Raw genomic sequence first — 13989 nt, 5'->3', positions numbered from 1 at the left:
AGCCGGGAATCTTTTATGGAAAAAATATTTATACACAGCAAACAAAATTTACCGGAAGGTCAGATTCGGCTCACAAAAAGACTTATTTGGGTTATGGCGGCAGCCAGCGGTATTGTGACGGCCAATCTTTATTATATGCAGCCGTTGCTTTATCAGTTGGCCGCTGAGTATCATATCACGCAGTCAAGTGCCGCATTAACTGCAACATTGACACAGCTGGGTCTGGCGTTAGGCTTTTTTTTCATTTTACCGCTGGCCGATATACTGGAAAGGCGCCGGCTTGTTCTGTTTGTCCTGTTTTCTTCAGGCTGTGCGCTTATGACCATATATTTTTCACCAGATTTGTATGTAACAGCTGCCGCATCACTTTTGGTCGGATTCACTTCAGTTATAGGACAAATCCTGCTTCCTTTCGGCGCTCAATTAGCTGCGCCAAAAGAGCGAGGCAGAGTTATTGGCAGTATTATGAGCGGAATCCTCACGGGGATATTATTATCTCGTGTGGCAAGCGGTTTTATCGCCCAAATATATAATTGGCGAACCATCTATTTCATAGCGGCATTGATGATGCTCTGTCTTATGATAATTTTGCATCTGGAATTGCCTCGGTTTGATGCTTTATCAAAAATAACTTACAGTGAATCGCTGCGGTCTATTATTCCAATAGTCAAAAATTTTCGGGGACTGCGCAAGGCAAGTCTTATAGGTGCGATGGCATTTTGCGCATTCAGTGCATTTTGGACATCGCTCACATTTTTATTACAGGAAAATTACCATCTGGGATCAAATTTTGCCGGTCTGTTTGGTTTAATAGGTATTGCGGGAGCTTTACTGGCTCCGATGGCAGGGAGTATTTCAGACAGAAAAGGACCAAATTTTAGTATTGGCATCAGTATATCAATTATTATTTTTTCATATATTGTATTTATTATCTGGGGCTATCATTTATGGGGATTGATCACAGGCATCATTTTGCTGGATATCGGTGTACAGTGCTGTAATATCAGCAGCCAGACTAAAATTCAGCAATTGAGCGAAAAGGCGCGAAGCCGCATCACAGCAATATACATGATTACTTTTTTTATTGGCGGAGCATTGGGAACGTATACAGGTGCATGGGCATTTCAACATTTCGGCTGGATCGGAACATGCATTGTCGGACTGACATCGCAGTCTGTCGCTGTGTGTGCACACTTGTTTAAAGATTAGGTTTATTGCCGTTCGGCAGGCTGATATTCCACACAAAAAAATAAACTGTCACTGCATTCTTTCAGGAGTGCAATTATCAATTTCTATTTTACTTAGATAATATAAATCTTCGGCAGCCATATAAACATGAAAGATCATCTTTTTTATGCCCCAATATTTAATAAACTTTACGCTTAAACATTTTTGCACTATAATTGTTAACATATTGTATGAAATGAGGCAGTAAAAATGTCTATTGATAACGTAAAGGCTTATTTTTCTCAACTGGGCAGAGCAGATTCTGTCATGGAATTTCCTGTTTCAAGTGCAACCGTCGCAGAGGCAGCCAGAGCGGTGAATTGTGACGAAGCACGTATAGCAAAAACTTTATCTTTAAAATTAAATGATAAAGCCATATTGATCGTTGTTGCCGGAGACAAAAAAATTGACAATCATAAATATAAACAGTTTTTTGGTAAAAAGGCAGCTATGCTTAAAGCCGATGAAGTCGAAAATTTGACAGGGCATCCTATAGGCGGAGTATGCCCTTTTGCTGTGAAAGAAGGAATAAAAACATATCTGGATGAATCACTTAAACGATTTTCCACTGTGTTCCCCGCATGCGGCAGTTCCAACAGTGCAATTGAACTGACAACAGCTGAGTTGGAAAAATACTCGCATGCTGTCGGCTGGATCGATATAAGCAAAACTTCTGACCACTAAAAATCAACGATTTGTTTTTAATGAAGCGTTCCGTATCAGGATGCTTCATTTTTTTGCTGATAATATTAATTGCGAGGCGATTACATGATATTTGCTGCCATGCTCATACTGGGTACGATGATAGGTTTTGTCGGTGCCGGCGGCGCCGGTGTGGCAATCACACTTCTGACTGTCGGCTTCGGTGTGAAAATCCATACAGCTCTTGGCATAGCTCTCGGTACCATGATGTTTACTACTTTATCCGGAGCGATAAGCCATTTGCGCGAAGGCAACGTAGATTTAAAAATTGGTTGTGCCATGGGCATAGGCGGCGCCATCGGTGCTTTTATAGGTGCCGGCGTTTCCAATTATATTTCTTCCGCTGATTTAAAAGCAGCCACAGCTGCGATGATGCTTATTTCTGCACTTCTTTTGTATGTAAGACTTTTTCACTCTCAGTTTACAACGAGTACTTTGCATATAAATCATTCATTTTCCTCTCCTTCCCGCTTTTGGATCATCGCTCTTATTACAGGTATAATAAATGGTTTTTTATCAGGAGCCTTTGGTATCGGCGCTGCCGCTTTCATTCAGCTCAGCATGCTGCTTATATTTGGTCTGCCCTTATATAAAGCGGTGGGCACAACCATGATGATCATTATCCCTATATCTGCCTTCGGCGGCCTCGGTTACCTCATTTCGGGGCATCTGGAACTTTCTCTTTTCGTTCAGACATTACTTGGGTTGATGGCGGGTGCTTTCATCGGGGCAAAATTCACCCGTATGGTTTCCCTGCCTGTATTAAGGTTTTTCATGGTGGCTATGCCTGTACTAGGCGGTGTTATACTGATGTTTTCCCGTTGATGCCGGAATCAGCCGGTGACACTCGTCCTGGTCTGTCCGAATTTTACTTTCGCAAAGGATATTTATATGGAAAAAGTATGTGATATTTCTCCTTTTTCAATGAAAAAACTTTTTTTTACATGGTGCAGCATTGGCATTACTTCTTTCGGCGGCGGTGCCATCACTCAATTTCTGATCCAGGATAAATTCATATACAAACATCACTGGCTTACAGAAGCAGAGTACACCACTATTATCGGTATCGGACAGATCACTCCCGGTATCAATATTCTGGCTTATACTATTTTAATCGGCAGAAAGCTTGCCGGCTGGCGCGGCAGTATTTTATCCGTACTGGGTCTTATCATCCCCAGTGCCGCCATAACGCTTGCTTTATCTGCAGTGTATTTGAACATAAGTCAGTATCCCGCCGTCCAGAACGGTCTGAAAGCTGCATTTGCCGCGATTTTTGGAGTATCGATAGTCACTAACTGGCGCAATATAAAACCTATTCTGCAGCACGGCTGCCATGAAGGCACTCTGCCGCTGCTTTCCTTTTTACTCATAATGACTGCTACTGCCATATTATATTGTGTTTTTCACGTTTCTGTCATCCTGCTCTATATAATGGGAAGCATTTCGGGAATATTTGTCTATACCTTTATTATAAAAAAGAAACCGAGGTCGCCTAAATGATAATCTATTGGTGCCTGTTTTTTCTGACTATCCTGAAAGCTGTATTATTTTCTACCGGCGGCTTCGGCCCTTTACCGTCACTTCATGCCGATTTTCTTGCCAATGGCTGGGCTACTGAGCAACAGTTTGCCGAAGCTATCGCCATAGGGCAGATTGCTCCCGGCCCCAATGGCTTGTGGGTTGTCAGTCTTGCCAATCTGGCGGGCGGCATGACAGGTGCTGTTCTTGGTGCCATAGCTTTAATACTGCCTCCTTTTTTTATTCTTCTCGTCAGAAAATTTTATGCCCGGATAAGATTTTACCCTTCCACACAGGGAATACTTGACGGAATGGTACTTGTGGTTTCAACTTTCAGTATCGTTGTCCTTGCAACTATATATTTCAACAGCAGTCCTGATATCATTCTGCTCTTTATCACGGCTGCAAGTGCTTTTCTTGCCTATACGAAACGGATATCGGTCAATCTTATTCTGATAATTTCTGCTGCGGCGGGTGCTCTTTTTTTCCACTGATCAAAACTTTACGGCAGATCATAAAATTTGCCGTATGCGTCTTTTCAATTTCCAGGAAAGGATGTGGTAATAATATGCAGGAACTTTATTCCATAGGCGACACTGCAAAAATTATGGGTATTTCCGTACAAACCTTGCGCAATTACACCAATATGAACCTCGTTATCCCGCAGCATATAGACCTTGAGACAGGCTACCGTTACTATTCTTTTAAACAATTTCACTATATTGACCGTATCAAATATCTACGCTCGCTTGGCATGTCATTGGCAGAAATAGCGGAAATTCTCCGGGCCGGAAAACCGGAAAAACTGCTTATTCATCTTGAGGCACAGAAAAAAAAGCTTGTATGGGAACTCAAAGAAATGGTAGAACGCTACGAAGATATTGAATGGTACATAGATTATTTCCGTTATCTTGGACGATACCGTATAGAAAATGTTCCTTATATTCTGCAGTTCGAGGCACGTCACCTGATGTATGTGGACCATCTCCGTCAAGATACTATTGAAAGTGTCGAAACAAGATTGGCAAAATTGAAAAATAAGGCCAATATACCATATCGGCGCCAGTATGGTTACGTAATTGATTTTCCCGATTTTCTAAACGGCAAATTCACTCCCCAGAAATATTTCACATATCTAAAAGAGAAACCTGAGGATGATATCAATGGCAAGTATCTGAATCTTCCGGCCGGACTCTATCTTTGTCTGTGGGTCACTGATCGTTCTGCCATAAAAGCTGAACTGGTAAAAAAGTTTTTTGCTGAACATCCTTCTCCTTCTTTTGCTGTTGCTAATGAATATGAAGACAGTCTGATTGAATATCATCATTGTCCGTATGAAATTCAGGCATTAATAACGTAAACTGTTTTTTGACGGCCCCAGGTTTGTATTTTTACAATAAAATACCGCCTGAGGCCATTTTTACGAAACAGGCAAAAACAGCTTGACTTTATAACTGCTATAGACTTTAGACTTAATTCATACCTCAGTACAGATTCCGCTTCCTGCATTGACGGTTAAATCCGCATTCATATTAAGGAGGATGTAACATGGAAGATTCCACAAATTTTTCCGAAGCTACAGAAATTTTATATCAGGGTGAAGATTACTCACAGCATCTAAAGCCTGAGGCATCGCCTATTTATATGACCACAGCTTTCAATATGGGCGATCTTGATGACGTACAGCAAACTTATGATAAAAAAGGCTATACATATATCCGTACGAGAAATCCCAACAGGCGTTCGCTGGGAGAATTGATTTCCTTCCTGGAAAAAGGCAAAAACACCCTTATTTGCTCATCAGGAATGGCCGCTATAACGACAACGTATTTTGCCCTTTTGGCCCCGGGCGACCATTTCCTTGCCAATGAAAATATTTACGGAGAAACCTTCGATGCCATCAACATCTTTCTGAAAAAGATGCATGTTGATGTTGACTTTGTAGACTTTTCTGATCTTGACGCGGTAAAAAAAGCAATTCGCAGCAATACTCGCATTGTTTATACAGAGGTTGCTTCTAATCCCACAGACAGACTCGCTGATATCAGCGCTCTGGCAGATATAGCCCACACAAAAAATGCGCTGATGATGGTGGACAATACTTTTACCACGCCTATAGGGATAAAACCGCTGGCACTTGGTGCCGACATAGTCATAAGCAGTCTTACAAAATTTATGAACGGACACAGCGATGCTCTGCTCGGATCAATTACCGTAAAAGATGAAAAAATTTTTGATATCATACATTCTGTGCGCATGCTGACCGGAACTTCCGGCAGTCCGTTTGCCGCATGGCTTGTTTATCGAGGCATTCACACACTTGATCTGCGTGTCCGCAAGCAAATGAAAAATGCTGCGCTTTTGGCGGCAGCACTGGCCAAACATCCGAAGATCCTGCATGTGAATCATCCTTCCTTGGACAACTTTCCGCAAAAAGAATTGGCGAAAAAGCTTTTTAAAGACAAGTACACTATGACCGGCATGCTCAGCTTCGAAATGCCGGATGATCCCTCAAAAATAAACTGTTTTATGAACCGGCTTCATCTGGCTCATTACGCGCCTACCCTCGGCGGTATACGGACTACACTTTCTCATCCGCTTCACTCTTCACATCATCATGTTCCAAAGGACGAATTGAAAAAGATGGGCATATCTTACGGTCTTATGCGTATATCTGTCGGCATTGAAGAAGCTGACGATCTCATAGCGGATTTCACTCAGGCACTGAGTGTCTTCTCAGACTGATCCTATACAGGAGAAAATTTTATGAAACTATCGCATACAATCGAAAAAATCGTCCGTACTGAAGTAACAAATAATTTTCTCGAATATCGTGAACCGATAATAGGCTATGCGGCAGCTGATGATCCTCTCTATGCCACATTGGACGACAAAATCGGCGCCAGACAGTTTCATCCAAAAGAAATGCTGCCGGACGCCAAAACAGTTATTGTCTATTTTATCCCGTTTCCATTATCTTTGATACATGCCATCAGACAAAAGCAGCATATTGTTCCCATGTGGTCGCAATACTACGACACCACGAACGAATTACTCGAAAAAATTGGCAAAAACATCCTGATAAAAATGTCTGCTCTTAATATCAAAGGAGCAATGGACCCGCCGACAGAAAATTTTGATTCTATTTCGCTCACAGGGCACTGGGCCCACAAAGCATCCGCCGTTATTGCCGGAATCGGTACATTTGGTCTTAATCATCTGCTTATCACACGTCTCGGCACCGCGGGAAGACTGGGCAGCGTGATCATAAACGCAGCCATACCGCCATCCACGCGTCCGTCCTCATCATACTGTCTTTATTACAAATCCGGGAAATGCCGGGTTTGTGCAGAAAAATGCCCCAGTGGTGCTCTTACAGAAGAATTTTTCGACAGGTTTCGCTGTAATGCCTATCTGGATGGAAAAAATATACGTGATGATCAGCAGGGCTGCCCCGTGTGCAGCTCCGGGCCATGTGCTGACAAAGGTTTTTAAGGAGTACCGCATGAGTTTTTATACAGATAATGAGCATGAAAAAGGACGTTTGGCTACACTTCATTGGCTAGTACATCCGCCTGAAACAGCTGCTGAATTCTTTCTCTATGGTGAATACGCTTTTCGCTTGTACGAATTTCGCAAGGCCTTTGCTGCCTATAAACACGCAGCAAATGAAGAAATCGGTGCTTTATTCAAGCTTGGCTGGTGCTTTATGCACGGCTACGGTACTGCCACAGATAAACGGAAAGCCGCAAGCTGCTTCGGCAGACTGCTTAAATCTGCCAGCGAAAAAGAGGCCCGTCACCGTTATTACATAGGCATGTGTTATCTTTACGGTTCAGATTCCCTTAAAGACGAAGAACATATCTGGTACTTATTTGCAAACTGTTCAGAAAAAATCGAAGCTGCACTTTATGAGCAGGGTTTATTTTTTATTGATGACAGAAAATCCTTTGCCAAAGATCTGCCAAACGCTGTTTTTTATCTGCGCAAAGCCTATGATATGGGTGAAGAAAGAGCCGTCTTCGCCATGGAAGATTTATTTCACCTATATAAAAAAGATTATCCTGATCATACAGAATTAGTACAGGCCTACTCATGGCGTCTTGGCAGAATATTGCGAGCTGCCGAAAAATCGCCCTGCCGTGAATATTATCTGCGTCTTTCTGACTGCTACAGACAGGGTTTCCCTGATGATTCTCCCGGCAACAGAAAAAAGTTTCTGCGTTTGGCAGATGAATATAAAAGGTTTGCCGAAATATTACCTATCGAGGATGATGCCACTTGACTAATATCGGGAAAATTCTGCCTCTGATTTCCGCCACTTTTTTTTGGGGAATACAGCCGATCGCCTTAAAAATGCTATTGCTGCAATATTCGACATCTACCATAATTCTTTTTCGCTCTGCTGCTATGCTGCTTTTTTATTTTGCATTAATAAAAGTCAAAAATATGAATCTATGGCCTGCGCTGTCAAAAAAAGAATGGTCTATTTTAATATTAATGGGACTTACCGGAACCACCATTTGCAGCATTTCTCAATATGAGGGCCTGCGCTACGCTCCTGTTTTCCACTGTGTCTTATTCAGTGCTGCAGTCCCTGCCATTACAGCATTTCTGGCCAGAATATTTCTCAAGGATCAGCTTTCTTTATTGCAGTGGGGCGGCATCCTGCTTTCCTTCTTTGGTGTCATATTTATGCTGACCAAAGGCAATATAGGCAATATTTGGTACGAATCTCTTAACATCGGTGATCTGCTTTTCTTTATCAATGAAGTGTCCTGGTCTGTTTATATCATAGCCAGCCGTTATGTTCTGAAAAACCTGCCGCCATTACAAGTCACCGCTCTGGCAAGCTTTACCGGGATAGGCACTTTTATTCCCTACATCTTAAGCATAGGAAATTTAAGCTGGACAGTACCGAATATGACATCTGTGCTTTCATATATATTTGTTGTTATTTTCGGCGGTGTTTTAGCCATGCTGGCATGGAATAAGGGCATTGAACTCATCGGTGTCAAGGGTGCTGTATTCAACAATGTCACACCTTTCACCGGACTTATCTTCGGCAACCTAATTTTAGGTGAGGTCATCAGCAGTTCCGATATTATCGGACTCGCAGCAGTCATCTGCGGCATCTATATTCTTATCTGGCAAAAATAATTTTATTTTCTTGTTGACTCTGTATCAAATATAGAGATTATGATGTGTCCATAGCAGATTGACAGACTTTTTGCAGTAAATATCTGCCACCTGTTTAACGGCTGTATTTTTATTATTGACTTTAGTTTAATAACAGACAAAACAAAGATGTTTTGGGTAGTTTTCTTTTTTGAAAATTTTCCGAAACATCTTTTTGTTTATTTTAAGGAGGGTTTTCTTCACATTATTTTTCTGCAATATATATCGTCAACCTTTTAAAAGAAAGTGAGTGCATACTAAATGAAAAAATTTATTATTGCAGGGATCATTCTATCCCTTTTCGGATTACTTATGACCGGCTGCGGTTCTTCTGCCGGCCAGGCGGACAGCAAGAAAAACATCAAAGTAGTCACATACGCAAAATGGAATCCTTTTGAATATGTGGACAATGGTAAAGTAGTTGGTTTTGATATTGATCTTATTAATGCGCTGGCCGCAGATGCCGGATATGACTGTACAGTTCAGGATGTGGGCTGGGATCCGATGTTTGTTCAGATCAAGGACAAATCAGCTGATGCAGCAATTGCAGGTATTACCATTACTGATGACCGCAGACAGACATATGATTTCTCCAATCCTTACTTTATTTCCAGACAGTCCATAGTGGTTAAGGATGGCAGCAATATCCAAAGCGCCCGTGATCTGACAGATAAAGTGGTAGCCGTACAAAGTGGCAGCACCGGGCAGGAGGCCGTGGAAAAACTGATGGGCAAAAATGATGAACATATCAAGAAAATAAAAGGCGGGCTGACTTATATAGAATTACTTCACGGCACCGCTAAAGCGGTTGTCGGCGATGACACTGCAAACAAGATTTTTATTCAGGAAAATCCTGATGAACAACTTAAAATCATTGAAGACAAAGAAAATTTTTCTCCCGAATATTTTGGCATAATGTTCCCTAAGGGGAGTGATCTGACTGTGAAGATGAATGAATCACTCCAGCATATCATTAATAATGGTAAATATGCTGAAATCTATCAAAAATGGTTTAAAACCGCACCAAATCTGGATGAACTTAAGGCACAGCAAAAATAATCTTGAAGGAGGACATATAAATGATGGATTTTCGCTTCGATATCATTGCGGAATACTCCCATTTTTTTCTCATGGGAACATTATTGACTATAGGCCTATCTTTAGCAGGAGTTTTTCTTGGTTCACTGATGGGATTATTTATTGCCATAGGAGAACTGCTTGAAAATAAATTTATTGCCTTTATTTTCAAGGCTTATGTAGGTTTTTTTCGTGGTACTCCTCTTTTCGTGCAAATACTTATCATTTATTTTGGTGTTATTCCCGCTCTTTTTGGTGAAGCCAATGGTATTGCCTCAGCTATTGCGGCATTATCTATGAATGCCGGGGCCTATATCGCCGAAACAATCCGTGCCGGTATCCAATCGATAAGCCGAGGACAGTCTGAAGCGTCACGATCTCTGGGAATGACTAAAATTCAGTCCATGCGCTATATCATACTTCCGCAGGCAATACGCCGCATTCTTCCTGCATTGGGTAATGAATTTATCAGTCTTATCAAGGATTCCTCGCTTGCTTCGACCATAGCTACTCCAGAATTGATGTATTGGGCTCAGTCAATGAATGCCCAGTATTACCGTGTATGGGAATCTTATGTATCTGTGGCGTTAATCTATCTTATACTCACTCTTACCGCCAATTTTATACTCAAACATTTCGAAAAGAAGGTGCCCGTAAAATGATAAAAATAGAAGATCTGAAAAAATCTTTTGATGAAAATGTCATTTTAAAAGGTATCAGCCTAACTGTTAAAGCTCAAGAAGTCGTCGTGCTCATAGGCCCGTCAGGAGCCGGTAAATCAACATTTCTTCGCTGTTTGAATAAACTCGAAACCATTAACAGCGGTCATGTCTATATCAATGCGCAGGACATAACTGATCCTAAAGTAGACATAAATAAAATACGCCAAAAAATCGGTATGGTTTTTCAGGACTTCAATCTATTCCCGCATATGACCGTTCTGGAGAATATCATGATCTCGCCGATAAAAGTAAAAAAAGAATCCCGCGATACAGCTTATGAAACAGCCTCACAGCTTTTAACCAAAGTAGGACTTGCCAATAAAGCTGACGCTTACCCTGACGATCTGTCAGGCGGTCAAAAACAGCGCATAGCCATAGCCAGAGCGCTGGCCATGAAACCCGACATTATGCTTTTTGATGAGCCTACCTCAGCACTTGATCCTGAAATGGTCGGTGAAGTTTTAACAGTCATGCAGAATCTGGCTAAAGAGGGTATGACTATGGTAGTAGTAACACATGAGATGGGTTTTGCCCGTGAAGTCGGCAGCCGTATTATTTTTATGGACAGAGGATACATCGTTGAAGAAAATTCTCCGCAGGAGCTCTTCTCTCACCCTCAAAAAGAACGTACAAAAGCATTTCTAAGCAAGATATTGTCTTCCCAAAACAATAAACTGCCGTTGTAGAAAATACAGGAGGGTATTCATAATGTTTAAAGAAACAAATAAAAAATTTTCTTTTGAAACTGAATTATTACGCAGCGGCGCATACACCCGCTATCCGGTGACCAATCCAGAAGCTATGCCCATCTATATGACCACAGCTTTTAATGTAGAGGACTTAGATGATCTTGAACAAAGATATAAAGAAAAAGGATTTTGTTATAACCGCAATCGCAATGCCAATCGCAGTGCTCTGGCAGAACTGCTCACACAGGCAGAAAACGGTGATGATACAATCGTCTGTTCATCAGGAATGGCAGCTATCTATACTTCGATCATCTCTATAGTTAAGGCGGGAGACCATATTATCGCTGACCAGACACTATATGGTGAAACGATAGAAATATTCACAGAGATAATGAAAAATTACGGTATAGAAACCACTTTTACCGATTTCACAGACCTTAACATGGTAAAGGCAAATATTCGTTCTAATACAAAGCTGTTCTATACAGAAACAATTGCTAATCCAATGATTACTGTTGCTGATATCGATGAGCTTGGCAATATTGCTCATGCTAATAATGCCTTTCTTGTGGTTGATAATACCTTTATGACCGCAGTCGGTTTCAGACCGCTTGAGCATAATGCTGATCTGACAGTCATCAGCCTGACCAAGTTTGCCAACGGGCACAGTGATGCCGTATGCGGCGCCATCGTCGGTAAAAGTGAACTGATAGCGCAGGCATATAAAATGCAGATTCTTACCGGCTGCACAGCAGACCCTTTTACTTCATGGCTCGTTTCACGCGGTATGAGAACTATGCATCTGCGTGTCGAAAAACAAATGGCAAATGCCCTGAAACTGGCAGAGGCACTGGAAGAATCTCCATATGTAGAAAAAGTTAATTATCCCGGATTAAAATCCCATAAACAATATGAATTGGCCAGCAAATTATTCACCAACGGCTTCGGCGGTATGATGAGCATTATTTTACCGGAAGACAGGAAAAAAATGAATGCTTTCATGCGCAGGCTGAATCTTGCCCATTACGCAATGACACTCGGTGGTTATCGTACCACACTGTCTTATCCGGTCCTGTCCTCTCATTATGATATGCCGGAAAAGGATCGCTTAAAAATCGGTATTACCAACGGTATGATGCGTATTTCCGTTGGCATTGAAAACAGCGGCGATCTGGTGGAAGATTTTCTCCAGGCACTGTCTGTCTATGCATAATAAGAAGAAAGGGGCCTCATGGCAAATATACAAAATGACATGAGAATAAAATTAATGGAAAATAAATATGATAAATCCTTACAAAGCATAATGGACGAAAACACCCCTACTATAATAGGTCCTTATGTACAGGCAATGATCTATGGCGATCTGGTATTTATATCCGGACAGATAGCCATAGATCCTGCCACAGGTAAAATTCCTTCTGATATAGAATCTCAGGTCAGACAGGCAATAAAAAATGCTGAAATCGTTCTTAAGCAGGCCGGTTCAAGTCTGAAAAGAGCAATTAAAGTCAATATATATATGACTGACTTAGATGATTTTCCTGTTATCAATCGTGTCTATCAGGAAATGTTCACTGTCTCCTATCCCGCCAGATCATGTATGGAGGTCAGCCGTCTGCCCGGTGGGGCAAATTTCGAAATTGATATTGTGGCGGCAAAATAATTTTTGTGTCTTCATATTTATCTTGCATATATTAAGCTGTTTTTTTATAATATCCGTAACCCCTTTTCCTTGAATATCTTTTTGGCCACAAACACAGCATTTAATACTTTTGGAAAACCTGTATATGGAATACATTGCAAAAAAGTCTCTATTATTTTTTGTGGTGGAATTTTCACATTTAACGCTCCATTAATGTGAACTGCTAGCTGCGGCTCACATCCACCGGCAGTAAGCAGGCTGGTAATTGTTATAAGCTCCCTTTCTTGCAAATTCAGTCCGTTTCTTGTATAAATATCCCCGAATGCAAATTCTACGATATACCTTCCCAGATCTGGAGATATATCCTCCAATGATTCAATAACTTTTTCTCCGCCTAATCCATCAATACTTTTTAATTGCTCCATACCGCGTTCAAATCGTGTTTTTTCCATTTGCAGTTACCTCCTTAGATTATTACAATATAACTGTATTACTTAGACTATACTGTAAGTCAATATTTTTTATAGGAGATATAATATATGACAATTGGAGAATTATCTAAAAAAACAAATATAAGTGAGTATATTTTACGCTATTATGAAAAAAAAAGATTATTGCGCGTTAGCCGTGACAGGATAGGCAGACGCTGTTACGCCGAAAATGACATTAGTTGGATTTTTTTTATAAAGCGATTAAAAGATACCGGCATGCTCCTTAAAGATATAGAAAAATATGCTAACCTTCGCTACGAAGGAGATTCTACCATGCCCGAACGCTTGGCAATGCTCCAGGAACATAGAGTATACATTCTTCGCGAACAAAGAAAATGGGCAGAATACTTAAAAAATCTTGATAGTAAAATTTCTTTTTACCAAGAAGAAATTAATAAATAAGTATCGTCAAAATGCATTTACCGCATGATGACAGAGCATGAATAAAAAATCTTATATTTGTGAACAGCGAAAACGACCTCCTGTGATAGCGTAGGAGGTCGTAAGTCTATACTCGAGAGTTCTTCAAGTTTTGTGTAAACCCTAAAAGCTAATATAAAATTAATAGTAATATATTTTAAGGGGATTGCTTGTAAAAGTGATGCCCTTTAAAAACTTTACTTCGATTGAATGAAAATAGAGTTATATCGGATATATAGAACCTACATAATTTGAATATTTTGAGGTTCTCTACTAAATAGCGCTTGCACTGCTTGTTAGGGAGTATCTACAGGAATGGTCGT

At 40.8% G+C, this 13989-nt stretch carries 17 protein-coding genes; 16 read left to right on the top strand and 1 reads right to left on the bottom strand.

Translation table 11 applies throughout. The annotated features are described in order from the left end of the window. The first annotated feature begins 15 nt into the window (after positions 1-15). From NXG61_RS05450 to NXG61_RS05380, 15 genes are all read left to right on the top strand, one after another. Positions 16-1209 (top strand): MFS transporter, encoded by a 1194-nt coding sequence (locus NXG61_RS05450; RefSeq protein WP_196605127.1) that lies wholly within the window; start codon positions 16-18, stop codon positions 1207-1209. A gap of 228 nt (positions 1210-1437) precedes the next feature. After that, complete coding sequence (locus tag NXG61_RS05445) at positions 1438-1911, top strand: YbaK/EbsC family protein (RefSeq protein WP_196605128.1); 474 nt, start codon at positions 1438-1440, stop codon at positions 1909-1911. Positions 1912-1995: 84 nt separating this feature from the next. After that, positions 1996-2754 carry a sulfite exporter TauE/SafE family protein gene (locus tag NXG61_RS05440; protein WP_196605129.1) on the top strand — a complete coding sequence of 253 codons (759 nt, stop codon included), beginning with the start codon at positions 1996-1998 and terminating at the stop codon, positions 2752-2754. 66 nt (positions 2755-2820) lie between these two features. Then, positions 2821-3429 (top strand): chromate transporter, encoded by a 609-nt coding sequence (locus NXG61_RS05435; protein WP_307225153.1) that lies wholly within the window; start codon positions 2821-2823, stop codon positions 3427-3429. Beyond that, positions 3426-3941, top strand: a complete 516-nt coding sequence (locus NXG61_RS05430; RefSeq protein ID WP_231038624.1) for a chromate transporter — start codon at positions 3426-3428, stop codon at positions 3939-3941. The genes NXG61_RS05435 and NXG61_RS05430 overlap by 4 nt, the downstream gene beginning before the upstream one ends. A 74-nt stretch (positions 3942-4015) precedes the next feature. Continuing rightward, positions 4016-4807 carry a MerR family transcriptional regulator gene (locus NXG61_RS05425; RefSeq protein WP_196605131.1) on the top strand — a complete coding sequence of 264 codons (792 nt, stop codon included), beginning with the start codon at positions 4016-4018 and terminating at the stop codon, positions 4805-4807. 188 nt (positions 4808-4995) lie between these two features. Then, positions 4996-6192, top strand: coding sequence for a trans-sulfuration enzyme family protein (locus tag NXG61_RS05420; protein ID WP_196605132.1), 1197 nt, complete (start codon positions 4996-4998; stop codon positions 6190-6192). Positions 6193-6213: 21 nt separating this feature from the next. Continuing rightward, positions 6214-6942, top strand: coding sequence for an epoxyqueuosine reductase (locus NXG61_RS05415; RefSeq protein ID WP_196605133.1), 729 nt, complete (start codon positions 6214-6216; stop codon positions 6940-6942). A 10-nt stretch (positions 6943-6952) separates the two neighbouring features. Beyond that, positions 6953-7732 (top strand): sel1 repeat family protein, encoded by a 780-nt coding sequence (locus tag NXG61_RS05410; RefSeq protein WP_196605134.1) that lies wholly within the window; start codon positions 6953-6955, stop codon positions 7730-7732. Beyond that, the gene (locus NXG61_RS05405) at positions 7729-8607 is read left to right on the top strand and encodes a DMT family transporter (protein WP_196605135.1); all 879 of its coding nucleotides are present in this window, start codon (positions 7729-7731) and stop codon (positions 8605-8607) included. The genes NXG61_RS05410 and NXG61_RS05405 overlap by 4 nt, the downstream gene beginning before the upstream one ends. 279 nt (positions 8608-8886) lie before the next feature. Beyond that, positions 8887-9684 (top strand): basic amino acid ABC transporter substrate-binding protein, encoded by a 798-nt coding sequence (locus tag NXG61_RS05400; protein WP_307225149.1) that lies wholly within the window; start codon positions 8887-8889, stop codon positions 9682-9684. Between the two features lie 20 nt (positions 9685-9704). Further along, the gene (locus NXG61_RS05395) at positions 9705-10364 is read left to right on the top strand and encodes an amino acid ABC transporter permease (RefSeq protein WP_307225147.1); all 660 of its coding nucleotides are present in this window, start codon (positions 9705-9707) and stop codon (positions 10362-10364) included. Continuing rightward, positions 10361-11110 carry an amino acid ABC transporter ATP-binding protein gene (locus NXG61_RS05390; RefSeq protein ID WP_196605138.1) on the top strand — a complete coding sequence of 250 codons (750 nt, stop codon included), beginning with the start codon at positions 10361-10363 and terminating at the stop codon, positions 11108-11110. The genes NXG61_RS05395 and NXG61_RS05390 overlap by 4 nt, the downstream gene beginning before the upstream one ends. Before the next feature lie 22 nt (positions 11111-11132). Then, positions 11133-12326 (top strand): trans-sulfuration enzyme family protein, encoded by a 1194-nt coding sequence (locus NXG61_RS05385; RefSeq protein WP_307225146.1) that lies wholly within the window; start codon positions 11133-11135, stop codon positions 12324-12326. Between the two features lie 18 nt (positions 12327-12344). After that, complete coding sequence (locus NXG61_RS05380) at positions 12345-12776, top strand: RidA family protein (protein ID WP_196605140.1); 432 nt, start codon at positions 12345-12347, stop codon at positions 12774-12776. 44 nt (positions 12777-12820) lie between these two features. On the opposite strand, the gene NXG61_RS05375 is transcribed toward NXG61_RS05380, so the two are convergent. Further along, positions 12821-13207 (bottom strand): carboxymuconolactone decarboxylase family protein, encoded by a 387-nt coding sequence (locus NXG61_RS05375; RefSeq protein WP_196605141.1) that lies wholly within the window; start codon positions 13205-13207, stop codon positions 12821-12823. 87 nt (positions 13208-13294) lie between these two features. On the opposite strand from NXG61_RS05375, the gene NXG61_RS05370 reads away from it, so the two are divergent. Next, positions 13295-13648, top strand: coding sequence for a MerR family transcriptional regulator (locus tag NXG61_RS05370; RefSeq protein ID WP_307225143.1), 354 nt, complete (start codon positions 13295-13297; stop codon positions 13646-13648). The last annotated feature ends 341 nt before the right edge of the window (positions 13649-13989 follow it).

The organism is Pectinatus haikarae, from assembly GCF_050916305.1.
GTDB classification, from domain to species: domain Bacteria; phylum Bacillota; class Negativicutes; order Selenomonadales; family Selenomonadaceae; genus Pectinatus; species Pectinatus haikarae.
Note: the sequence above shows the minus strand (reverse complement) of the source record. Positions and strands in the feature narration are given on the sequence as shown.

Bases quoted from the DNA above. Each gene is read 5' to 3' on its own strand.
- NXG61_RS05370 (WP_307225143.1), top strand. From the start codon at position 13,295: ATGACAATTGGAGAATTATCTAAAAAAACAAATATAAGTGAGTATATT.
- NXG61_RS05450 (WP_196605127.1), top strand. From the start codon at position 16: ATGGAAAAAATATTTATACACAGCAAACAAAATTTACCGGAAGGTCAG.
- NXG61_RS05375 (WP_196605141.1), bottom strand. From the start codon at position 13,207: ATGGAAAAAACACGATTTGAACGCGGTATGGAGCAATTAAAAAGTATT.
- NXG61_RS05385 (WP_307225146.1), top strand. From the start codon at position 11,133: ATGTTTAAAGAAACAAATAAAAAATTTTCTTTTGAAACTGAATTATTA.
- NXG61_RS05390 (WP_196605138.1), top strand. From the start codon at position 10,361: ATGATAAAAATAGAAGATCTGAAAAAATCTTTTGATGAAAATGTCATT.
- NXG61_RS05415 (WP_196605133.1), top strand. From the start codon at position 6,214: ATGAAACTATCGCATACAATCGAAAAAATCGTCCGTACTGAAGTAACA.
- NXG61_RS05395 (WP_307225147.1), top strand. From the start codon at position 9,705: ATGATGGATTTTCGCTTCGATATCATTGCGGAATACTCCCATTTTTTT.
- NXG61_RS05380 (WP_196605140.1), top strand. From the start codon at position 12,345: ATGGCAAATATACAAAATGACATGAGAATAAAATTAATGGAAAATAAA.
- NXG61_RS05430 (WP_231038624.1), top strand. From the start codon at position 3,426: ATGATAATCTATTGGTGCCTGTTTTTTCTGACTATCCTGAAAGCTGTA.
- NXG61_RS05445 (WP_196605128.1), top strand. From the start codon at position 1,438: ATGTCTATTGATAACGTAAAGGCTTATTTTTCTCAACTGGGCAGAGCA.
- NXG61_RS05400 (WP_307225149.1), top strand. From the start codon at position 8,887: ATGAAAAAATTTATTATTGCAGGGATCATTCTATCCCTTTTCGGATTA.
- NXG61_RS05435 (WP_307225153.1), top strand. From the start codon at position 2,821: ATGGAAAAAGTATGTGATATTTCTCCTTTTTCAATGAAAAAACTTTTT.
- NXG61_RS05410 (WP_196605134.1), top strand. From the start codon at position 6,953: ATGAGTTTTTATACAGATAATGAGCATGAAAAAGGACGTTTGGCTACA.
- NXG61_RS05425 (WP_196605131.1), top strand. From the start codon at position 4,016: ATGCAGGAACTTTATTCCATAGGCGACACTGCAAAAATTATGGGTATT.
- NXG61_RS05440 (WP_196605129.1), top strand. From the start codon at position 1,996: ATGATATTTGCTGCCATGCTCATACTGGGTACGATGATAGGTTTTGTC.
- NXG61_RS05420 (WP_196605132.1), top strand. From the start codon at position 4,996: ATGGAAGATTCCACAAATTTTTCCGAAGCTACAGAAATTTTATATCAG.